This is a genomic window from Spongiibacter sp. IMCC21906, from assembly GCF_001010805.1.
GTDB lineage: Bacteria > Pseudomonadota > Gammaproteobacteria > Pseudomonadales > Spongiibacteraceae > Spongiibacter.
On sequence record NZ_CP011477.1, the window covers coordinates 2,696,668 to 2,717,500 of the forward strand.

At 49.8% G+C, this 20,833-nt stretch carries 17 protein-coding genes, 2 rRNA genes and 1 riboswitch (1 of these 20 cut by a window edge); of the genes, 7 read left to right on the top strand and 12 right to left on the bottom strand.

What is annotated here, in order from left to right:
- The first annotated feature begins 60 nt into the window (after positions 1 to 60).
- Positions 61 to 1,002 carry a hydrogen peroxide-inducible genes activator gene (locus IMCC21906_RS12440; RefSeq protein ID WP_047012439.1) on the top strand — a complete coding sequence of 314 codons (942 nt, stop codon included), beginning with the start codon at positions 61 to 63 and terminating at the stop codon, positions 1,000 to 1,002.
- Between the two features lie 22 nt (positions 1,003 to 1,024).
- Here IMCC21906_RS12440 and IMCC21906_RS12445 read toward each other — a convergent pair whose 3' ends face one another.
- From IMCC21906_RS12445 to IMCC21906_RS12465, 5 genes are all read right to left on the bottom strand, one after another.
- Complete coding sequence (locus IMCC21906_RS12445) at positions 1,025 to 1,621, bottom strand: lysophospholipid acyltransferase family protein (protein WP_047012440.1); 597 nt, start codon at positions 1,619 to 1,621, stop codon at positions 1,025 to 1,027.
- Positions 1,622 to 1,674: 53 nt separating this feature from the next.
- Positions 1,675 to 2,511 carry a crotonase/enoyl-CoA hydratase family protein gene (locus IMCC21906_RS12450; RefSeq protein WP_047012441.1) on the bottom strand — a complete coding sequence of 279 codons (837 nt, stop codon included), beginning with the start codon at positions 2,509 to 2,511 and terminating at the stop codon, positions 1,675 to 1,677.
- Positions 2,511 to 3,074, bottom strand: a complete 564-nt coding sequence (locus IMCC21906_RS12455) for a nitroreductase (RefSeq protein ID WP_047012442.1) — start codon at positions 3,072 to 3,074, stop codon at positions 2,511 to 2,513. The genes IMCC21906_RS12450 and IMCC21906_RS12455 overlap by 1 nt, the downstream gene beginning before the upstream one ends.
- 230 nt (positions 3,075 to 3,304) lie before the next feature.
- Positions 3,305 to 3,727: a PilZ domain-containing protein gene (locus tag IMCC21906_RS12460; RefSeq protein ID WP_047012443.1), complete on the bottom strand. Its 423-nt coding sequence runs from the start codon at positions 3,725 to 3,727 to the stop codon at positions 3,305 to 3,307.
- A gap of 216 nt (positions 3,728 to 3,943) precedes the next feature.
- A complete protein-coding gene (locus IMCC21906_RS12465) occupies positions 3,944 to 5,818 on the bottom strand; it encodes a beta-ketoacyl synthase (RefSeq protein ID WP_047012444.1) in 1,875 nt (624 codons plus the stop codon).
- A gap of 102 nt (positions 5,819 to 5,920) precedes the next feature.
- Here IMCC21906_RS12465 and IMCC21906_RS12470 point away from each other — a divergent pair, with 102 nt between their 5' ends.
- Positions 5,921 to 6,928 (top strand): GlxA family transcriptional regulator, encoded by a 1,008-nt coding sequence (locus tag IMCC21906_RS12470; RefSeq protein WP_047012445.1) that lies wholly within the window; start codon positions 5,921 to 5,923, stop codon positions 6,926 to 6,928.
- 65 nt (positions 6,929 to 6,993) lie between these two features.
- A complete protein-coding gene (locus IMCC21906_RS12475; protein ID WP_231580264.1) occupies positions 6,994 to 7,839 on the top strand; it encodes a S1 RNA-binding domain-containing protein in 846 nt (281 codons plus the stop codon).
- Positions 7,840 to 7,923: 84 nt separating this feature from the next.
- Here IMCC21906_RS12475 and IMCC21906_RS12480 read toward each other — a convergent pair whose 3' ends face one another.
- Positions 7,924 to 11,064 (bottom strand): efflux RND transporter permease subunit, encoded by a 3,141-nt coding sequence (locus IMCC21906_RS12480; RefSeq protein WP_047012446.1) that lies wholly within the window; start codon positions 11,062 to 11,064, stop codon positions 7,924 to 7,926.
- Complete coding sequence (locus IMCC21906_RS12485; RefSeq protein ID WP_052763524.1) at positions 11,064 to 12,338, bottom strand: efflux RND transporter periplasmic adaptor subunit; 1,275 nt, start codon at positions 12,336 to 12,338, stop codon at positions 11,064 to 11,066. Before IMCC21906_RS12485 ends, IMCC21906_RS12480 begins: the two co-directional genes overlap by 1 nt.
- A gap of 103 nt (positions 12,339 to 12,441) precedes the next feature.
- Between IMCC21906_RS12485 and IMCC21906_RS16400 the strand changes: the two genes are divergently transcribed.
- Positions 12,442 to 13,074 (top strand): TetR family transcriptional regulator, encoded by a 633-nt coding sequence (locus tag IMCC21906_RS16400; RefSeq protein ID WP_052763525.1) that lies wholly within the window; start codon positions 12,442 to 12,444, stop codon positions 13,072 to 13,074.
- 119 nt (positions 13,075 to 13,193) lie between these two features.
- Here the strand turns inward: IMCC21906_RS16400 and IMCC21906_RS12495 are convergent, their stop codons facing one another.
- Together IMCC21906_RS12495 and IMCC21906_RS12500 are read right to left on the bottom strand one after the other, a co-directional pair.
- Positions 13,194 to 13,661 carry a 6,7-dimethyl-8-ribityllumazine synthase gene (locus tag IMCC21906_RS12495; RefSeq protein WP_047012447.1) on the bottom strand — a complete coding sequence of 156 codons (468 nt, stop codon included), beginning with the start codon at positions 13,659 to 13,661 and terminating at the stop codon, positions 13,194 to 13,196.
- Positions 13,662 to 13,759: 98 nt separating this feature from the next.
- A riboswitch (FMN riboswitch) is annotated at positions 13,760 to 13,919 on the bottom strand.
- Positions 13,920 to 14,019: 100 nt separating this feature from the next.
- The gene (locus IMCC21906_RS12500) at positions 14,020 to 15,609 is read right to left on the bottom strand and encodes a glucan biosynthesis protein (RefSeq protein WP_052763526.1); all 1,590 of its coding nucleotides are present in this window, start codon (positions 15,607 to 15,609) and stop codon (positions 14,020 to 14,022) included.
- Positions 15,610 to 15,733: 124 nt separating this feature from the next.
- On the opposite strand from IMCC21906_RS12500, the gene IMCC21906_RS12505 reads away from it, so the two are divergent.
- The 3 genes from IMCC21906_RS12505 (at position 15,734) to IMCC21906_RS12515 (ending at position 18,093) form a co-directional block, all read left to right on the top strand.
- The gene (locus IMCC21906_RS12505; protein WP_231580265.1) at positions 15,734 to 16,060 is read left to right on the top strand and encodes a TIGR02647 family protein; all 327 of its coding nucleotides are present in this window, start codon (positions 15,734 to 15,736) and stop codon (positions 16,058 to 16,060) included.
- Positions 16,061 to 16,249: 189 nt separating this feature from the next.
- Positions 16,250 to 17,806: a sulfotransferase gene (locus IMCC21906_RS12510; protein ID WP_047012449.1), complete on the top strand. Its 1,557-nt coding sequence runs from the start codon at positions 16,250 to 16,252 to the stop codon at positions 17,804 to 17,806.
- 89 nt (positions 17,807 to 17,895) lie between these two features.
- Positions 17,896 to 18,093, top strand: a complete 198-nt coding sequence (locus IMCC21906_RS12515; protein ID WP_047012450.1) for a hypothetical protein — start codon at positions 17,896 to 17,898, stop codon at positions 18,091 to 18,093.
- Between the two features lie 96 nt (positions 18,094 to 18,189).
- On the opposite strand, the gene IMCC21906_RS12520 is transcribed toward IMCC21906_RS12515, so the two are convergent.
- The 3 genes from IMCC21906_RS12520 to IMCC21906_RS12530 all read right to left on the bottom strand — a co-directional run.
- Positions 18,190 to 18,393 (bottom strand): CPXCG motif-containing cysteine-rich protein, encoded by a 204-nt coding sequence (locus IMCC21906_RS12520; RefSeq protein ID WP_047012451.1) that lies wholly within the window; start codon positions 18,391 to 18,393, stop codon positions 18,190 to 18,192.
- A gap of 650 nt (positions 18,394 to 19,043) precedes the next feature.
- A 5S ribosomal RNA gene (rrf, locus tag IMCC21906_RS12525) occupies positions 19,044 to 19,159 on the bottom strand.
- A 245-nt stretch (positions 19,160 to 19,404) separates the two neighbouring features.
- Positions 19,405 to 20,833 (bottom strand): 23S ribosomal RNA (locus IMCC21906_RS12530) (it continues 1,468 nt past the right edge of the window).

Consider the following 20,833-nt stretch of genomic DNA (forward strand, 5'->3'; position numbering starts at 1 on the left):
GTTTTATAGAAACATATAGCATTTACTAATCAGATTTAGTTATCAGCCGAGTTTACTGAAATGCAAAACAAGTCCCCCAGCATTGCTCAAATAAAATACTTTGCCACTGTTGCCGAGCTTTCAAATTATCGAAAAGCCGCCGACGAACTTGGCGTCAGCCAACCTGCACTAACCGCGCAAATCACCAACTTAGAAACGCTTTTAGGCGTGTCTCTATTTGAGCGGTCCCGAGCGGGCACACAACTTTCCCCTGCTGGCCGAGAATTGCAACAGGCAGCGCAACAAGTATTGTTGTCGATGCGAGGCTTTGAAGAATTAGCCACCGTTATTTCCAAAGGCCATCAAACCACGTATAAACTTGGCGTGCCTCCCACAGTGGGCCCTTATTTATTGCCCCATGTACTACCCGACCTGCACCAAAAACATCAGTCCCTTAAACTTCACGTAAGAGAAGCCGCCCACAAAATACTGCTTAGAGAGCTGGAAAAAGGCAGCTATGACCTGGTCTTGGTACCTCTACCGTTACCCGCGTCTCTTTCTCATTTTTCGGTAGAGCCGTTATTTACAGAATCCTTGAAATTTGTCGTCCCTAGCGACCATGCCCTTGCGGGCACAAAGGGGGTGGCCGCTAAAAACCTCAAAGGCGAGAAAGTATTAACGCTAGAAGAGCAACATCACTTTCACCATCAAATTCAGGAAACCTGCGAACGTCATGGCGCACTCATTCAGCCCGACTATGCCGGTACCAGCTTAGATACTTTGCGACAAATGGTGGTAATGGGAATGGGCGTGGCATTTTTACCCGCTCTCTACGTTCACTCCGAACTCCACCACCCTAAAGCCTTGCACGTATGTGAGTTGATCAACAATCCCATTACACGGCAGCATGGATTGGTATGGCGATCTGCGGCACCCAATCGATCTTTTTATCGAAAAGTGGCCGCAGACATCCGTAGAATTATTGAAAAACGCTTGGGAAATGTTCTGGAAATAAACTCCTAAAACAAAGCTAACTATTCACGTTTTACGGTAAGTCTTGGTAGCGACCATCGTCGTTAAAACCTTGCTTATCTTTGTAAAACTGCATAATAGCTGGCAGGTCTTGTTGATAGTCACCGGAGGGATAAAAAGCCTGCATAATGCCAGCCTGCTTGGTTTTAGTATCCACAAAACCAAGATAGATGGGCACCCCAGCCCCCACCGCAATGTGATAAAACCCAGCCTTCCAGTTATCAACCCGGGTTCGGGTGCCTTCAGGGGTGATCAACACCAAAAGCTGTTCGCGTTTTTTATACTGCGCCACCATTTGCTCTACGGTATTTCTCGCCTCTCGGCGATCGATAGCAATCCCCCCAAACCAGCGCATAATGGCCCCTAATGGCCCTTTGGGAAACAACGTGTGCTTCCCCATCCAATGCACATCCATTCCCAGCACAAATGCCGCAACCATCATGGTGGGAAAGTCCCAATTACTGGTATGCGGCGCGGCAATTAATACGCATTTATCATCGGCAGGCTTCTCACCCACAATTTTCCAACCGATTAAGCGGGTACAGATTTTAAAAAAGTATCTAAAAAAACCACTAACAACTGGCGTTTTAAAAATTGTTTGTTTTTGCATCTCGGCGCTAAACGCTCCACATCAATCTAATGGACTGAATACATTTATCGTCATCAATCTTTAAAACACGCCGCCTCACCACTACGATCACCCTGCATAGCCGTAAGTAAATCGTCTTTGCTGAGCATACCTGCGTTCCACGTAGCCACCTGTTCCAGTGCATCGGCCACACTGTGATCTCTTGCGTACAGCAGTGCCTGCTTGGTTCCACGAATCGCCAATGGTGATTTGCGCGCAATTTCTTGAGCCAGTTCAGAGACATTTTCGATCAAAGACTGATAACTCTCATAATTGGCATTCACCAAACCCAAGCGTGCCGCCTCAGCAGGCTTAACCGCACGCCCCGTAAACGCCAACTCTCTTGCCACACCTTGAGGGATCAAACCAGGAAGACGCTGCAAGGTGCCCACATCCGCCACAATCCCAATATCAATTTCTTTAATAGAAAATACGGCGCCGTCGCTGCAATAACGCATATCACAGGCACTAACAAGATCAACACCACCGCCCAAACAACTGCCATGGATAGCGGCAATGACCGGTTTGCGGCAGCGCTCAATGGCAGAAATATTGTTCTGCAAACGCAACACGGTTTGACGAAACCGCTCTGCTAGCCGAGCCTGATCCATGATCTGCCCGTCGGTATCGGGAAGGAGATCGGCAAACATCGCCAAGTCTATCCCCGCACAAAAATGCTTACCTTCGCCACAAAGCACCACGACTCTGACATGAGGCTCGGCATCCAACCACTCAAAAGCCTGCTGCAGTTCATCCCACATAATCGGGTTCATCGCATTGGCTTTATCAGGACGATTAAGCGCCAGCCAGGCCACATGCCCTTCTAAACGTAGTGCGAGAGCTTCATAACTTGGCGTTTCAACATTTATCATTATTGTGTTCCCCATGCGGTTAAATATTCTTCTAGTTTCAACTCCGGCAACAGCTTTGATCCACCATCACGCGTACCCAAGTAAATAAACCCAATAATAGCGTCATCTGCGGACAAGCCAAGACCCGTCTTCACGGTTTGATCATAGGCATTTACTCCTGTACGCCATATACCGGCATACCCCAAAGCTTCGGCTGCCAGCAATAATCCCTGAGCGGCACAGCCTACGGTTAATTTCTGTTCAATTTCAGGGACTTTAGGATGAGCACTTATTTGTGCATACACTACTAATATTAGGGGCGCTCGCAACGGTTGTTTGCGAAATTTAGCCAACGCCTCTTCTGTCAACTCAGGGTCGCGTTTTTCCGCGGCCGCCGCAAACAGTTCGCCAAGCTGCAATCGCGCATCACCGCGCACACTTAAAAAACGCCAAGGTCGAATCCAGCCATGATCCGGCGCCCGACTTGCCGCTGCCAACATGGTTTGCAGCGCTTCTTCGGTGGGGGCAGGTTCGGTGAGCTTTGCAGAGGAGTTACGTCGCAATAGCAGTTCTATGGCGTCCATTATAAAAAATCCTGTCGATCCAATTAGGGAGATTGTGGCGGATGCTACGCATAGCAAACAGCGAAGCTTAATAAATATGGTCTAGGGAGGAATCACTTAAAATGAAAAAAAGATACCACCAACAGCAAGCTTATTTAGGGCATATTCAAACATGAATTCCCACTGCTGTCTTGGCTGAGATGGCAAATGAACACCGCCATCAATACACAACTGATAACGGCTTGAGAGAATCAGGAAAGGGGAAAATGTCGATTAAATTCTTCAGCGTAATGCTCAATCCACTCTGCGGCCGCTTGCTCGCTGCTTAAACAGCGATCTTCTTGTTGTGCCACTTCACGGCGATAGAGCTCTATCTGACATAGCTGCTCCACCATCCTCGCCTGAAATGTATCACGTAGAGACGTAAACTGAATGCCAACATGAAAGGCATTCTCATGCTCCTGACACCACACCACCACCCCCCGCCCGGTAAAGTTCTGGCAAAGTGATGGCACCGCAAACTCAATTTGGCTACCAGCAAAAATAGGCTGATTGACGCAACAGCAAACGCCGCCACCACTGACATCATGCAGCCGCGCATTGCAGACTTGTGGCGGCTCAATAATTCTAACGTCCACCGGAATATCACTTGGATGACGAAGGAACTCTCTCATATTTGCCTCTTATACCACCGTGGCTCTTATTAGGAAGTCAGTACACAACGCTGATACCTCGCGCATCGCAACGTTGTATAGAGACGCCTCTGCAGTAAGCCACACTACACACATCCTGTGTAATCCGTAGAAACCGAGTTGACGATGCCCGTCATAAACCCTGCGGACATTCGCCATAGCCCCATCGGTATTCCCTTAGAAAATCAGTAAGAGAGTTTAATCTTTCATCCAGCCAGCATAGGGAGAAGCTTTAGTTAATTCGACGCCCGCCTTCCAGCCCCGCAGACGAATAGCCTCTCTGGACATTTCCACATCGTCACCATTCATCACATTATGATCAAAGTGATAAATCGCGCTGATATCACCTGAGCAAGCCTTGTCATCATAAGCTTGAGCTTTTTCAACAGCGGCTTCTCGCTTATCCAAGTAAGCCGTCCACGCAGCGTTGCCGTGGCGGCCCCGAAGCATTTTTTCGCTGACAGTGGGCGACAACACCGCAGCCGAGGCATTGTTACCGCCAAAGCCTTTTGAGTTGAGAACGGCTAAATCCATAGCACCCGGCTCTAAATGCATATGCTCGGCCTGCAGTTGCAAGTTGCTGTCATGAACGTCTTCAGCAATATGATCGATGGTGGCAATACCCGCCAGAATATTCTCATTCCAGACCCCAAGGCTGGCGATCAGCTGATCGCCAGAGGCCGCGCCGATACTATGTCCCAAGTAGGCTTTTATTGCGCCCACTGGCCATTTTTCGATACCGAATACCTTGGCGGTTTCATTCAAAATATGCGATTCCGTTACTCGGTTCTGAGGCGTACTGGTACCGTGGGCCTGAACAAAGCTGCGTTGGCGAATTGAATCGCTACCCAAAATAGATTCAGCGGCAGCCAGGGTTTTGGCAATGGTGAGATAATTGCCAATGCCGGGGCCAGAGATGGATTTTTTAAAGCCATCGGCATTCACAAACACATCTGGAACCGAGCTGTGAATTTGCGCACCCAGCTCAAGGGCCAAGCTGTCATCAAACAAGACAATAAACTGCGCGGATTCAGAAATAGTAAACCCACAGTTGCTGCTAAACGGGCGACTAGAACGACGATAATCCGGCTCAGATAAGCCTTTTGCTGCGTCCAGTTTCAATAAGCCGTCGTCGGTAGCTAATGCTCCCATCGTGGTATAACCGTCGATGATTCGAGGATCCAGACCCGCCTCTGCCACACCGACAACGGCCACCCGAGTATTACCCGCTTTAATATCATTTACAGCCAAACGCATATTGTAGAAAAAGGTGGCACAGGCGCCGAGGCTGGGCGCCGTGGTACCAACATTGCCTAACACATACGCACTGACAAAATCACCAGGCATATCTGCAAGGCCCAAAGCCAAGTTTTTGGAGCTGACCCGGCGACCATCTGCCCGGGACATCAACAAACCACCCATGCCGTTATCGTCAAGCTGGGCCATCGCCGAGCTGGCATACACCCCGATTTGGTCGGGATGTACGGCATCCATCACCGTTTGCCAATCGATACCCATTGAACCCAGGGCATCAGATGCGCCATAAATAGCCATTTGCAAACCCCGCGGATGATTCCGCGAAGCGTAGAGTTTAGAGGGATCAAAACCGCTAGGGAGCTGGCCCGCCGTCGACACATCGATGCGACGATGGCTTGGCATCAACACATCGCAGGCATCGGCCATTGTCACTTTCACCTTGCCGTCACCCAGATCAGTGACCGACCACTGCTCAGGAATAACATCAGGCAGCTGCCGAGCACGGGTCACAAAAGAGAGTTCACCGCCACTGCCAGCAATGGACATGCGCTTGTTAAAAGGCACTTTTTCAATATCAAACAAACCGTCTTCAATACGACGAATAAGCGTATGCTCGAGGATGTACTCGCGTTGCTCTGGGGTGAGCTCCCCTCTCGACATGTCCAGCCCCATCACCGACGCCAGGCTGCGATAAGTTCGGTCAGCGCGTGCAGAGTCCAATGCATCAATCACCATTCGGCGATAACCATGATGAAAAGAACTTCTTCCGGCGGGGTTAATCCCACCAAATCCAACAATTACGGGCAACTGGCTCACAACAACTCCTAAACAGGCACTTATTTAATACCCGCAAGTCTAGCTCCTGCTCATCGAAGGTAGATATTATATTTCCGCCATTAGATATGGCATTATCGCCACATGAAGAAAATTTCACTTTTAGCCTTTCAAGATGCCCTTGCCACCAGCATTAGCTTGCCGATGGAATTGTTCAATGCGGTGAACAGCGTTTCTCGGCTCATGTCTCGCCGGGACAGCTTGAGCATTGAGCTCATAGGACTAGAGCCTGGCCTATTAGAATTGTCCGGTGGTTTAAAAGTGTCGCCGACTCGACTATTTGACCCCGACCAGCATTACGATATTGTGATTATCTCCAGCCGCTGGCGACATCCTCACCTCGGCTCACCCACCGACCCCAAAGTAAAAGCATGGCTGAAATCCTTGGCAGATGCCGGTAGCGATATTTGCGCCGTGGGTAATGGCAGTTATTTTCTGGGGGAAGCAGGCCTGCTTGACGGTCGAGCAGCCACCACTCATTGGCACTACTTTGATGATTTTGCCAAACGCTATCCCAAGGCCCAGCTCAAGCGGGATTACCTCATCACCCAAGCCGAAAATATCTATTGCACCGGCAGCGTTAACGCCGCTGCCGACCTGATTATTCACCTGATTGATCGCAACTGGGGCGCGCTTACGGCGAGACGGGTGGCCCAGCAGTTTTCCCCAGAAAGCCGACGCCCCTTCTCCCGCAATACTTATCGAGTAGACCGCAGCGACTTACACGGCGACGAGACCATTGCTCTACTTCAAGAATGGTTAGTCAGAAACATGAGCAAAAACCTCCGATTAAATGATTTAAGCGAACAAAGTGGGCTCAGCGAACGCAGCCTATTAAGACGATTTCGCAAAGCCACCGGCCAAAGTCCGCTCAGTTACCTACAACGACTGCGAATGGACTTGGCAGAAGACCTGCTCAAAAACAGCAATCTCAGCATCGAAGAAATTGGCCAGCAATGTGGCTATCAAGACCGAAGCTATTTTGGCAAACTTTTTAAAGACCACGCCTCAGCTCAGCCTGGCGCTTATCGTCGGGCGGTACGCCGCAAACTGTTTGCAGTGAAGAACGCCCCCGAAAAAGAAACTCGCTGACTCGTGCCCTGCCCCGGTATCCCACACGCACTAGTTGGTATAAAGTGCCGGTCCGGAGAGCGCAAATGAGAAAAAATCCCATGCCAGAAGTAGGAAAAACCAGCACCCTAAATGTCATTCGGGAATCCGGTAACGGTTTTATCCTTGATGGCCAGGAACTGGGCGAAATTTTTCTGGGCAGACGACAAGCGCGAGGAGACTGCGCGCCCGGCGACACCGTCACCGTTTTTCTCTATCCCGATGCCGACGGCGCCACCACAGCCACCACACTGACACCCAAAGCCCAACTTGGCGAAGTCGCGCTATTGAAAGTCGCCGACGTCAACGACACCGGCGCATTTATGGACTGGGGGCTAGAAAAAGACCTACTGCTACCCTATGCAGAACAACTCGGCACACCCCGCGCCGGTCAGGAATTGCTCATTATTATTTATCAGGATAAGCGCGGGCGATTAGTCGCGTCGATGAAACTGGATGAGTTTATTGAAGATAACGGGCCAGCCCTCACTCCCGGAACAGAGGTCTCCATCATCGTCGCCAACAAAACCGAACTGGGGTATAAGGCGGTTATCAATCACCAGCGCTGGGGGCTGTTATACGACAGCGAGCTACGCCGCCCGCTGACACGCGGCGAGCAACTGCAAGCCTATATCAAAAAAACCCGTGACGATGAAAGAGTCGACTTAACACTGACCGCGCCAAAACGTATTACGGTGCCAAATCTTAGCGAACAGATTTTAGAAAAACTCGCCGAAAACGATGGCTACCTCGCGCTGGGTGACAAAAGCCCACCCGAGACCATTTATCGTATATTTGGCGAAAGTAAAAAGTCATTCAAGCAGGCAATTGGCCGCCTTTATAAAGCGGGAAAAATTGCTATTGAAGAGCGCGGCATTCGGCTTAAACAGTAAGTCCCTAAACAGTAAGTCCCTAATAAGCAACAGCAAACCCAGGCACGCTAAGCCGCCGGGTTGCTGTTACTGCAATACTGAATCTCAACTCCGACCCAAACGCTTTTTCACCGCCTCACCCGCCGATGCAATCAGCACATAAAACAACGGCACAAACACGGTGGCAACAAAGGTCGCAACTAACATACCGCCAATAACCCCTGTACCCAACGCAGTTCGAGCGCTGGCGCCCGCGCCACTAGACAAAGCCAGCGGCAAGCACCCTAAGGTAAAGGCTAAGGAGGTCATCACAATGGGCCTGAAGCGCAGACGCAAAGCCTGCAGTGCAGAGTCAACAATCGAGGTGCCCTTTTCTCGCTGCTGCATAGCAAACTCGACGATCAAGATCGCATTTTTACTGGCCAAACCAATCAGACAGACCAGACCGATTTGAAAGTAAATATCGTTTTCAAGTCCCCGCGCCCACATTGCAGCGATGGCGCCCAATAGAGCAAAAGGCACTACCATAATGACCGCAGCAGGCATCATCCAGCGTTCGTACTGGGCGGCCAAGATTAAAAACACCATAACCAGGGCAAGCACAAATGCCTGAGTACCACTACCACTAGCCGCTTTCTCTTGATATGCCGTACCAATCCAGCCCAATGTGTAATCAGCGCCAAGTTTTTGGCTGGCAACGTCTTGTAGTGCATCCAAAGCGTCACCCGAGCTATAACCCGGCGCGGCGCCACCAAGAATTTTGGCCGACGGAAAACCATTAAAGCGTGCCACCGCATCAGGCCCCACCACTCTCTGCACATTTAACAGGCTGCTTAAGGGCACTAGCTGACCACTATCCGAACCGACGAACACGTGGCTCAAGTCTTCGGGAGAGCGTCTAAACTCTTCTTCTGACTGAAGGTTAACCTGAAAACTGCGACCAAACAGAGTGAAATCATTAACGTACAAACTGCCAAACGTGGCTTGCATGGTGCTGAAAACATCGTCAACCGGCACCCCCAAACTCATCGCCTTTTCTCGGTTTAAGTCCAAGCGGTATTGCGGGGTATTAACCTGAAAGGTGGTTGTCACGCCTTGCAACTCTGGACGCTTGTTCGCAGCCTCCACTAAAGTCTGAGCCATTTCATTAAGTGCTACTAAGTCACCATTACCACGGCTTTGTAAATATAGTTCAAAACCCCCGGTGGAACTTAAACCAATAATTGGCGGCGGGTTAAACGCGAGAATGGTACCGTCCAGAAGGTCCTCACCAATACCCGGCAAAGCAGCCGCCATAGCCGGGGCGCTCTGGGATGGATCCGGACGTTCTTCCCAGTCTTTAAGCATAATAAACGAGACCCCGGCGTTGGTTTTCAATGCCGATGCCAGAATATCAAAGCCCGAAAAAGTCATCACTGAGCGAACTTCCGGTGTGGCCAGCAGCCGCTTATTCATTTCGTCAGTCACTGCGGAGGTTCTTGCCAAAGAGGCCGCCGGCGGGGTGATATACGCTGACATAATATAGCCTTGGTCCTCTGAGGGAACCAAGCCTTTGGGCACCAAACCAAAAAACAGCACGATTAACCCAAGCAATCCTAGAAATAAGCCACCGGAAATAATCTTATGCTTTAACAGAAACTGCGTTACCGAGACGTAAAAATCCCGCAGCTTATCAAAGCCTCGATTAAAGCCGCCCATAAAGCCGCCCATAAAGCCGCCAGCCGGACCATGCGACTCGTCATGGGGCTTCAGCAACATGGCACACAATGCGGGGGTCAACGTCAGGGCGACGATGCCGGATAAGATCACCGAGACCGAAATGGACACTGCAAATTGCCGATACATTTCCCCGGTCAGGCCTTCCATAAAAATGACCGGCAGGAATACTGCGGTGAGCACCAACACAATGGCGATCAATGGACCAGCCACTTCTTCCATAGCTTGGCGCACCGCCGTGGGGGCATCGACTTTTTGCTCGGACATAATCCGCTCAACGTTTTCAATAACGATGATCGCGTCATCCACCACAATCCCGATGGCCAACACCAAGCCAAATAGCGTGAGCAGGTTTATAGAAAATCCCGCTAAATACAGTCCCGCGAAAGTACCAATAATAGATACCGGAATAGCCAGCAAGGGAATCAACGTAGCGCGCACGTTCTGCAAAAACAGAAACATGACCAACACCACCAATATCAAAGCCTCAACAAAGGTGGCAATAACCTCGTCGATGGAGTCCTGAACAAAAACCGTGGGGTCAAAAGAGATTTGTAAATTCACGCCATCGGGCAGTTTCTCTTTTGCCCGATTCATTACCTCCTCTGCCGCTTTGGCGGTATCCAAAGCATTGGCGCCGGGTTGCAGATACATGGCAATGGGAACCGCATCCTGGCCGTTGAATTTGCCACTAAAGCTGTAATCCTTCGCCCCAAGCTCCACTCGAGCGACATCACCCAAATGCAAAGCCGCACCGGAATCATCGGCCCGAAGAATAATTTGTTCGAACTGTTTGGCCGTCGCCAAACGGCCCTGAGTGGTAACCGCGTAGGTAAATGGCGCGGTTTCAGTTAACGGCTCAGCAGAAAAACTCCCCACGGCAAAGTTGGCATTTTGTTCACGAATAGCTTGGGCAACATCTGCCGGAGTGAGTCCATATTCAGCCATAATATCCGGCTTGAGCCACACTCGCATGGAGTAGTCTTTGGCACCAAATAAGCGCGCATCGCCGACGCCCGGCAGCCGCCGGAGTTCATCGAGAATATTCAGCAGTGCATAGTTACTTAAATAAATCGCATCGTAATCGGCAACATCTGAGGTCAACGCGTAGATCTGCAAAATATTCGTAGAACGTTTGCGAACCTGAATCCCTAAGCGGGTAACCGCTTCAGGCAAGCGGGCTTCTGCCACGGCCACCCGGTTGCTCACATTAATCGCCGCCTGATCGGGATCAATGCCGGTATCAAAGGTGACCGTAATCGAAACCGAGCCCGAGGCCGAAGCCTGGGTGGTCATATACAGCATACCGTCAACGCCGTTAATCTCTTGCTCTAACGGTGCGGCAACGGTTTCAGCAATGGTCTCAGCATTAGCGCCAGAATAAGTCGCACTGACCACGATCTCGGGTGGCAAAAACTCTGGATACAAAGAAACCGGTAAGCGGCCAAGCGCTGTTGCGCCCCCGAGTAAAATAAGCAGCGAAATAACAATAGAGAGAACCGGCCGTTCAATAAAAAAGCGAACATTCATTACTTGGCCTCGCTCGCTGCATTATTTGGCTGGGACGGTTTGTCTTGTTGTTCTGTGTCATCACTTGTTGACGTTGGCTTCTGTTTGCCCTGTTCTTGTTTGTTTGATTTCTGCGCAACAGGCGCTTGTTGAGATTTGTTTTTTTCTTGCTCAGCAGCTTTCACTGGCATACCGGGCCGAACGCGACCCAAGCCCTCAACAATGATTCGGTCCCCTGCTTCTAGACCAGAAGTGACTATCATTCCCTGCTCGGATTTAAGGCCAAGACTAACGAGTGCCGTTTCTGCATTCCCTTCGTCATTGATTCGATAAACATAGCTACCTTGAGCATTTTGCATAATCGCCTGTTCTGGAATCGTCAGCGCATTAACACCTTCTATACCCTCAAGAAACACCCGAACAAACTGACCTGGCAACAAAGTTCCCTGGGGGTTAGGCAAGCTTGCGCGAAGCTGTACGGTCCCGGTCTGGCGGTCTACCGCACTCTCGGTGAAATTAATAGCGCCGGTATAACCGTGCTCTTCGCCCTGGCCGGACTCCACTCGCACTTTTCTGTTTTCGTCGTGAAAACGCAGCTCGTCCCGTTTTAACATGCTCCGAAAATTCAGCAACGCACTGTCTGGCATAGAAATATTGACCCAGATAGGATCGAGCTGAGTAATCCGTGTTAACAAGCTATTGCTTGGCCCCACCAACGAGCCCTCCGACACTTCTTCTCTACTGGTAATACCGCTGATTGGCGCTTTTACTTGGGTGTAATCGAGGTCAATTTGGGCAGATTTCACTTCCGCTTTTTGAAGTTGAACTGTAGCTTGTGCCGCTTCAAGGTCAGACAGTGCATCATCCCGCTCCCGGCGGCTGATGGCATCTCGCTTAATCAACTCACTCGCTCTATCCCAACGACGCTGAGCCGCCGAGAGTGCCGCATTGGCCTGGGCTAACTGGGCTTTTGCCCGCTCCAGGTCCACCCGGAAAGGCGCATCATCAATCTGAAAGAGCAGCTGATCCGCTTCTACTGAAGCTCCCTCTTTATATTCTCTACTGAGCAGAATCCCCTCAACCCTCGCTCTAACCTGAACCTCCTTCGAACCCTCGGCTCTACCGGGGTACTGAATCGCGATTGGCACAGAACGACGCGTCAAGGTCAGGGTTTTTACCGCCGTTGCCTCTGGTTTTGCTGGCCCTGATTCTTCACCACCACAGGCTTGCAGCAACAGCGCGCCGGCAACGATGATAAGGACGTTGAATGAGATATGAGATAAAAGACGGTGCATGAACAGGTCTCGCTGTGAAAGGCTTAGCTTTAGCCGACCACTTTACATACATACGTGCATGTATGTAAAGTGGTCGTATTATTATAAAAGGAATCTCGACCCAATGAGACGCTCCAAAGAAGACGCCGATGCCACCAGAACAAGTATTCTCAATGCCGCCGAGTGGTTGTTTAGTACCCAGGGCATCGCGAGCACACGTTTAATTGATGTCGCCAATCGTGCAGAGGTTACGCGGGGTGCAATTTACTGGCATTTTAAAAACAAAGAAGAAATCATTAATGCGATTATCGATCGATTGGTAACCCCCTCTGAGGCCGCAATAGAAACCTTCTTCAAAAGCGGTGAAACCAACCCCTCAGTCACGATTGAAACCCTCAGAGATATTGTTTTGCAGGGTTTGATTCGATTACGTACCGACTGCTCAGCCAAGCAAGGCACTCGATTGATATTGCGTTACAGCCTGTGTGCAGAAAGCAAAAGCGTTGCAAGCAAATTAGAGAATGAACGTGAAGCAGGCCTTAACCGTATTTACCGCTTTCTCGACATTGCCAAATCCCAAGGCTATCTGAGAAGCGACTATTCGGTAGAAGCAATGTCATTACATGTTCGCGCTCATATTACCGGGCTGTATCACCACTTCTTAAGCGATCCAGAAAAATACCCCAGCGATAACCATTTAAAAGAATCATTGGATATGCTTTTTTCTGGGCTATCTGTTCCCTCTGTCCCGTCCTGAAATAGGTTTACACAGGTGAACTCTAAAGCCGCTTCCCATCCGGAAGCGACGCCTTAAAGCCTGACCACCCATGTCAAAACGGGACATCGAATTAGCAACCCAGAAAATTTGCCAGAGGCTTAGCGCGGCAAACTAGCCAAGCTATTTAACGTACCAATACAAGCGTTTGCCGCTTCGATACCTTTAACGACAAAGTGCTCCCGGAAGAAGCCGGTATGATCGTCACTGTTATGGAAGTTATGGGGCGTCAGCACCACAGAAAACACGGGCGTCATTGTTTCAAGCTGCACTTGCATCAGGCCAGAGACCACCGCCTGAGCAACATATTCGTGACGATAAATTCCACTGTTTGTCACCAGGCCTGTCCCAACAATGGCGGCATATTTTCCTGTTTGCGCCAATAGCTTGGCATGCAGCGGAATTTCAAACGCGCCGGGCACTTCAAAACATTCAACGTTGTAATCAGTGCGAGTTGAAATCTCTTTCAGAAAAGCGTCTTTGCAGCGGTCAACAATATCTTTGTGCCAGCAGGCTTGGATAAAAGCAATGGTCTGTGTGTTGGAAGCAGTGGAGTTTGCCGATGTCATTTTTTCGTCCCAAATAAATAGATGCAGGGCAAAAAGATGAGCTCACAAACCGGAGGAGCTGGCAGTGCAGAGGCAAAACCAAGCGACCTGGGGCAGAATTCACTTTTCTCATAACCGGACTCTAACCGTCGGCTCCGGAATCGCACCAGATCTGCTGTCCTCGCTTAGCTATCGGTCAATAGCAAGCAAGCGCCCGCGGGCTACATGCAAAGCATGATTACCGCCGGTGGGGACTTTCACCCCGCCCTGAGAACCCCGATGCCGCTAAGCCGTGTTAACAAGCCGCCGATCTGGGGACGCGAATATTAGCAATGTGTAGCGCGTTTGTATATCCGCAGCTTGCATTACGCAGACCTGGCTATAAATGCCCAGGATTATGTAACTCTCGCTGATCAACAGGGGGCGGCGTCCACTGGTAAATCCAGGTTTCACTGACAGGCTGTCCATCAACCTCTAGCTGCAAACGAAGATTAATGGGTGCTTCACTATCTTTGGGCGGCACGACATCAAACATCGCCCGGTAACCACCAATATGATACTGGGGACGCAGCGAGGTTAACTCTATTTCTCCAGCCGAACTTTTCACTACCGGTTTAATATCAGCATCGTCGCCCATCATGGCAAAGCGACCACCAGAAAAATCTATCACAAAACGCTTGCTGTAATACTCTCGCTTCTTGCCCACCACACCACCAAGCCCAGTGAAGCTGTCTTCCACCTGCGCGAGGTTTTCGGCCTTCGGCAATTTACTCCCCCATGTCATTCGGTAGCTGTAGAGCAGCTCTTGACCAGCAGCTATGTCTTTAGCGGGCTTCCAAAAGGCGACAATATTATCGAAAGTTTCATCATCTGTGGGAATCTCTACAAGCTGAATCTCGCCCTTTCCCCAGTCACCTTTAGGCTCAATCCAAACTCCTGGGCGCTGCTCATAAAACACACCATCATCTTGGTAGTGGTCAAAATCCCGGTCACGTTGCAGCAACCCAAAGCCTTTGGGATTTACATCAGAATAGGCGTTAAAGCGCAATTGCCTAGGATTTACCAATGGCCGCCACAACCACTGACCTTGCCCGGTGTGCATGGCCAAGCCATCGCTATCGTGAATCTCCGGACGCCAATCCCAAGGGGTACGGCGGCTATTTTCACCAATCATATACATGCTGGTTAAAGGGGCAATTCCCAACCGCTCAATAGGCTTACGGGGATATATTGCCGCATCCACATCCATTACTGTGTTGTCGCCGGGACGAATTTCAAAGCGATAAGCCCCTGTCGCACTAGGCGAGTCCAGCATGGCGTAAACCACCGCCACATCACTGTTTTTAGCTGGGGTTTCCAACCAGAAATGGGTGAATACGGGAAATTCCTCAGGGCGATTCATTGCAGTATCGATGGCCAAGCCCCGGGCTGACATGCCGTATTGCATTTCACCGCCCACCGCTCGAAAGTAGCTGGCCCCTAAAAAAGCCACCACATCTCGTTGCCAATCGGTATGAAACTTAAAACGAAACCCGGCAAACCCTTGCTCTTTAGGCAATGTGTCACCATCTACACCAGATTCACCGTAATTGAACAAATCTGTTTGATAAGCAATTTCCTTAGCCTCACCATTCTCCAGCTGATAAATATGAATGGGACGCTTAAAAAATAAGCCTAAATGAAAAAGCTCACCACGAAACCGCCCCCCATCTTGCTTCCATAACGCGTGATCTGCATCAAATGCCAACTGTTGATACTCATCCCAGGTCAAATCCTGTAATGCTTTGGGCAAGGCCTTTTCATGGGCATCATATGGCTGGCCAGCCAAACTCTTTGCTTTACCTTTCAAGCTGGCGTAATCGAAGTTTTCTGCTGGCCCGAAAGTTTTCCCTGGCGCAGCACAAGCGCATATGCTGATACTCAGTAATACCAATACCACGCTTGATTTCCAAAATGGGGAATAACGCAATGGGGCTTCCTCCTTGAAATAACCGATAAGCTACCATTACCAACAAAATGGTAACGGGATGTTTTTGATCGTGATAACTGTACTGACCGGCAAGCTGGGATTAAGTTTGCAAAGATAATGACTGATGACGAAAACAAAGGGTGGCGCGGCGGCTAAAAACAGCTACAGTAAAAGAATTATTACGACAGTAGAGATAACAACAATGCGACTACAACATGAAATACTTGAGGAACTGCGGTTACTTGCTCAATTCAATCCTGATTCGACTCTGGAAGGGATAAAAGTCCACCACACCGCCGAAGCCAGTATGGTTGAAGCATCAGAACGTTTATATGCAAAGGGCATGGTTAGCCAGCCAGATGGGGGCTATCTCACCCTTAGAGGCCAAGAAGCAGTTCAGCACCTAGACAACGTACTCTCTCTTCTCGACTGCGCCATTGCCCACCACTAAAATCCCATAGTTCCAATTTTCGCCCCGGTTTATCGCATCGGGGCGGTGACACTTGCCTTATTCTAAGACCTGGTTATATTGCAACTTTCCACGCTGTTCTAAGCGGCGCTACAATCAAAGCTAAACGTAGCCTGCCTTACAGCAGTTTCTTTATATTTCTGCCCTATTTTAGCTAGCTGATGACACCCTATGTCCAAAAGACGCACCCCAACATCACCATCCAAAAACAAACGCGATAAATACGCCAATAAAATGGTGAGCGTTAGCCTTCCCAAGCGGCCGGGGCAGACCACATTAACTGCCGCACAAGTACACAGTTTTGGTCAGCAGCTAGCTCAACAACAGCAATGGTCTGCCGTGATCGTCTTAATGCGCCAGCTTATAAAACAGCTCCCCCAATATATGGACGGCTGGTACTTACTATTTGATGCCCTTAGGGAAGCTGGTGATTACCCTGAGATTGAACGAGCTGCCCGTCATTGCCTAGAGTTCAAACCCCGCAATATACCTGCTCTTCTATCTTTAGCATCAGCCCAGCGCATCCAGCAGAAACATGCGGAAGCCGTTTTAAGTATCGAAAAAGCCCTAAAGCTGGAACCCGGTAATGCCAGTGCGCTCAACCATCTTGGCGTCACCTTAAAAGAACAAGGGCACTTGGACGAGGCACTGGGGTACTTTAATCGCTGTATTCGCATTGCACCAAAATCAGGCCACGCCTACTGGAACCGAGCCGATTTGTTCAAAGATTGCAGCCAAAAAGACATTGACGAAATGGAAGCGGTGCTTGCCACAAGTCAATCCGAAAACAACAAGGTCCGTTTGCACTATGCCCTTGCAAAAGCCTATGAGTTCACCGGCCACCACCACAAACAGTTTCAACATATCGAGCAAGGCGCTACGATCAAGCGCCAACTTCTAAATTACGATCACCAAGCCGAACGTAAGCAGGTCCAGAGAATCATTGATATTTTTGATTCTACTAATGAGATAAACAAACCCCAAACTGGTCAACATCAACCAATTTTTATCTGCGGCTTACCCCGCTCAGGCACAACACTACTTGAGCAAATCATCTCCAGTCACCCCTTAGTGACCGCTGGCGATGAACTCAATGCCCTGCCCATGGCAACCGCCGAGCTATTACGAAGTAAGCAGATAAACAAGCCATTTCCGGAGTGGGCACAGCAATTAACAGAACAGGATTGGCAGTCTATAGGCCAACGCTATTTAGCCATGACACAAAGCTTACATATCAGCCCATTTTTCACTGATAAAAATCTACAAAATTACAAAGCCATTGGTTTAATTCAGCGTATCTTCCCGAAAGCAAAAATCATTTATTGTCAGCGGCAACCGATGGACAACCTTTGGGGTTGTTACCGCCAATATTTCGCCGACGGTTTACGTTTCAGCTATTCACAAATCGAACTGGCCGATACTTACCACGATGCAAACCGTTTGTACCAGCACTGGCATAAGCAAAATAAAGAGGGCCTATTACGACTACGCTACGAAGATTTGATAAAAGACCAAGAATCCGTCACCAAACAAGTGCTTGATTACCTAGGCCTACCTTGGGATGAGTGTTGCTTAGCGTTTTACGACAACCCTAGAGCAGTGCGCACGACCTCTGCCAGTCAAGTGCGTTCACCCTTGCACAGTATGGGTATTGGCAAATGGCAAATTTTTGCAGAACAATTAAGCCCCATGAGAGAACGCCTCAAAGAACTGGGAGAGCTTCACTAAACAAGGAGGATAAAGCCAAAATTCAATGACAAAGAAAATAATTCTCAAATAGGGTACAATAGCCGGTTCACATACAACAGGTTGCCCCTATGAGCCTCACCATCAAGAACAGTCAATCCAAGAAAAAGCCGCCCGCTGCACAAGTCTCCTCCGAGGCGATTGCCGATCAAACTGCTGCATTTTTAGCCTCCGGCGGAAAAATTGATCAAATAAACTCGGGAATAAGCGGTCAATACAGTACAACCGGCTCAAAGCAAATCTCTCTCGGCAAAAAACCTGCTCGCTAACAACGAGCTAGTTGAAACCAGCTCAAACATCTCTACAGTGAAGAAAGACAAGTGCCTCCATGAGTAATAATGACGTGCACATTTTTTAACGCTCTTTTAAAACGCATCATCTTCACTGTGAAGCTCCACTCTGACTACGTCCCCATCATCCCCTTCCAAAAAGACATTCACCACCATCGGCTGACAGCAAACCTGACAGTCCTCTATATACTGCTGCTCACCCTCTGAGCAATCCACGAGAAGTTGAATAGGCTCACCACAATAAGGGCAAAGTTGATCGACCGTTTCGAGTGCGTTCATTAATCAATACCTAAGCCATTGCTGCTGCCAAAGATAGAATTATATATTCAAGCTTGTATGCTATTTGCATTAGCGTGGCTGCTATAGGTCAGCGCGTCAAGGATGGCGCGAGCCCTCACCGTAGGGCAGAGCCTGGTGGATATCACTTCCAGAGGCCCATAAAAAAACCCGAGACTCAACTGAATCTCGGGTTTTTAATTAAAGCCTGGCGATGACCTACAATGATCAGAAGCATCGCTTCTGACCCTTCGGGCGCCTCCGCGATGCTGCGGCGTCCAAACCGGTTCCTACGGAACATCGCTTTGTCACATGGACCCGTTGTAGTGGCAGAAGTTAACCGCAATCCACAACCATCCCGAAGGGTGGCTGAACGTCTGCATCATTCAAGACGGGCCGAAGGCCGAGCAACGGTAGTTGCGAGTAAAATAAAACACCCCGTCCAGCGATGCTGAACGGGGTGTTTTATTTAGAAGCCTGGCGACCAATCGGCAGGAGCCGATTGGGGCGCTGTAGCGCAGCGCAAGCGGGGCAAAGCCCCGAGCGCCAAGGATGGCGCGAGCCCTCACCGTAGGGCAGAGCCTGGTGGATATCACTTCCAGAGGCCCATAAAAAAACCCGAGACTCAACTGAATCTCGGGTTTTTAATTAAAGCCTGGCGATGACCTACTCTCACATGGGGAAACCCCACACTACCATCGGCGATGACACGTTTCACTTCTGAGTTCGGGATGGGGTCAGGTGGTTCCGTGTCTCTATGGTCGCCAGGCAAACTGGCTTGAAGAGCGAAGCGATTCGAGCCATCCCGGACATGATCCGGGATCTCAGGAATCTTGGCACGGTCTCTTATGGATCCCCGCTTTCGCGGAAATGACGCGTTAAGAGAACGCCGTGTCACTCTTCAAATAGGGCGGTAAATAAGCTGATTAAACATGTTTTCTATAGTGCTTTGCAACAATCCAAACGTCATTGCAGTTTCTTGATTTTCTAATGATGACTAAACCACTTGATTATATGGTCAAGCCTCACGAGCAATTAGTACAGGTTAGCTCAACGCCTTACAACGCTTACACACCCTGCCTATCAACGTCCTGGTCTTGAACGGCTCTTTAGGGGAATCAAGTTCCCAGGGAGATCTAATCTTGGAAGAGGCTTCCCGCTTAGATGCTTTCAGCGGTTATCCCGTCCGAACGTAGCTACCGGGCAATGCATCTGGCGATACAACCCGAACACCAGAGGTTCGTCCACTTCGGTCCTCTCGTACTAGAAGCAGCTTTCCTCAAATCTCCAACGCCCACGGCAGATAGGGACCGAACTGTCTCACGACGTTCTGAACCCAGCTCGCGTACCACTTTAAATGGCGAACAGCCATACCCTTGGGACCGGCTTCAGCCCCAGGATGTGATGAGCCGACATCGAGGTGCCAAACACCGCCGTCGATGTGAACTCTTGGGCGGTATCAGCCTGTTATCCCCGGAGTACCTTTTATCCGTTGAGCGATGGCCCTTCCATACAGAACCACCGGATCACTATGACCTACTTTCGTATCTGCTCGACTTGTCAGTCTCGCAGTTAAGCGCGCTTGTGCCATTACACTAACCTGACGATTTCCGACCGTCATTAGCGCACCTTCGTGCTCCTCCGTTACTCTTTGGGAGGAGACCGCCCCAGTCAAACTACCCACCACACAATGTCCTCGATCCAGATAATGGACCTGAGTTAGAACCCCAATAGTACCAGGCTGGTATTTCAAGGTTGGCTCCACTGTAGCTAGCGCCACAGTTTCAAAGCCTCCCAGCTATCCTACACAAGTAATATCAGAGTCCACTGTGAAGCTATAGTAAAGGTTCACGGGGTCTTTCCGTCTAGCCGCGGGTATACGGCATCTTAACCGCAATTTCAATTTCACTGAGTCTCGGGTGGAGACAGCGTGGCCATCGTTACGCCATTCGTGCAGGTCGGAACTTACCCGACAAGGAATTTCGCTACCTTAGGACCGTTATAGTTACGGCCGCCGTTTACCGGGGCTTCGATCAAGAGCTTCGCCGAAGCTAACCCCATCAATTAACCTTCCGGCACCGGGCAGGCGTCACACCGTATACGTCCTCTTTCGAGTTTGCACAGTGCTATGTTTTTGATAAACAGTCGCAGCCACCTGGTCACTTCGACCGGCATCAGCTTAGGGAGCAAGTCCCATCACCAACGCCGGTGTACCTTCTCCCGAAGTTACGGTACCATTTTGCCTAGTTCCTTCACCCGAGTTCTCTCAAGCGCCTTGGTATTCTCTACCTGACCACCTGTGTCGGTTTGGGGTACGGTTTGTTATAACCTGAAGCTTAGAAGATTTTCTTGGAAGCATGGCATCGACGACTTCATCCAAAAGAGGACTCGTCATCACCTCTCAGCCTTAGGGAACCGGATTTGCCTAATCCCCCAGCCTACT

Excerpts from the sequence above, each read along its gene's own strand:
- IMCC21906_RS12520 (WP_047012451.1), bottom strand. The coding sequence starts at position 18,393 with ATGAACGCACTCGAAACGGTCGATCAACTTTGCCCTTATTGTGGTGAG.
- IMCC21906_RS12440 (WP_047012439.1), top strand. The coding sequence starts at position 61 with ATGCAAAACAAGTCCCCCAGCATTGCTCAAATAAAATACTTTGCCACT.
- IMCC21906_RS12455 (WP_047012442.1), bottom strand. The coding sequence starts at position 3,074 with ATGGACGCCATAGAACTGCTATTGCGACGTAACTCCTCTGCAAAGCTC.
- IMCC21906_RS12470 (WP_047012445.1), top strand. The coding sequence starts at position 5,921 with ATGAAGAAAATTTCACTTTTAGCCTTTCAAGATGCCCTTGCCACCAGC.
- IMCC21906_RS12485 (WP_052763524.1), bottom strand. The coding sequence starts at position 12,338 with ATGCACCGTCTTTTATCTCATATCTCATTCAACGTCCTTATCATCGTT.
- IMCC21906_RS12450 (WP_047012441.1), bottom strand. The coding sequence starts at position 2,511 with ATGATAAATGTTGAAACGCCAAGTTATGAAGCTCTCGCACTACGTTTA.
- IMCC21906_RS12495 (WP_047012447.1), bottom strand. The coding sequence starts at position 13,661 with ATGACATCGGCAAACTCCACTGCTTCCAACACACAGACCATTGCTTTT.
- IMCC21906_RS12475 (WP_231580264.1), top strand. The coding sequence starts at position 6,994 with ATGAGAAAAAATCCCATGCCAGAAGTAGGAAAAACCAGCACCCTAAAT.
- IMCC21906_RS12515 (WP_047012450.1), top strand. The coding sequence starts at position 17,896 with ATGAGCCTCACCATCAAGAACAGTCAATCCAAGAAAAAGCCGCCCGCT.
- IMCC21906_RS12460 (WP_047012443.1), bottom strand. The coding sequence starts at position 3,727 with ATGAGAGAGTTCCTTCGTCATCCAAGTGATATTCCGGTGGACGTTAGA.
- IMCC21906_RS16400 (WP_052763525.1), top strand. The coding sequence starts at position 12,442 with ATGAGACGCTCCAAAGAAGACGCCGATGCCACCAGAACAAGTATTCTC.
- IMCC21906_RS12445 (WP_047012440.1), bottom strand. The coding sequence starts at position 1,621 with ATGCAAAAACAAACAATTTTTAAAACGCCAGTTGTTAGTGGTTTTTTT.
- IMCC21906_RS12510 (WP_047012449.1), top strand. The coding sequence starts at position 16,250 with ATGTCCAAAAGACGCACCCCAACATCACCATCCAAAAACAAACGCGAT.
- IMCC21906_RS12505 (WP_231580265.1), top strand. The coding sequence starts at position 15,734 with ATGACGAAAACAAAGGGTGGCGCGGCGGCTAAAAACAGCTACAGTAAA.
- IMCC21906_RS12480 (WP_047012446.1), bottom strand. The coding sequence starts at position 11,064 with ATGAATGTTCGCTTTTTTATTGAACGGCCGGTTCTCTCTATTGTTATT.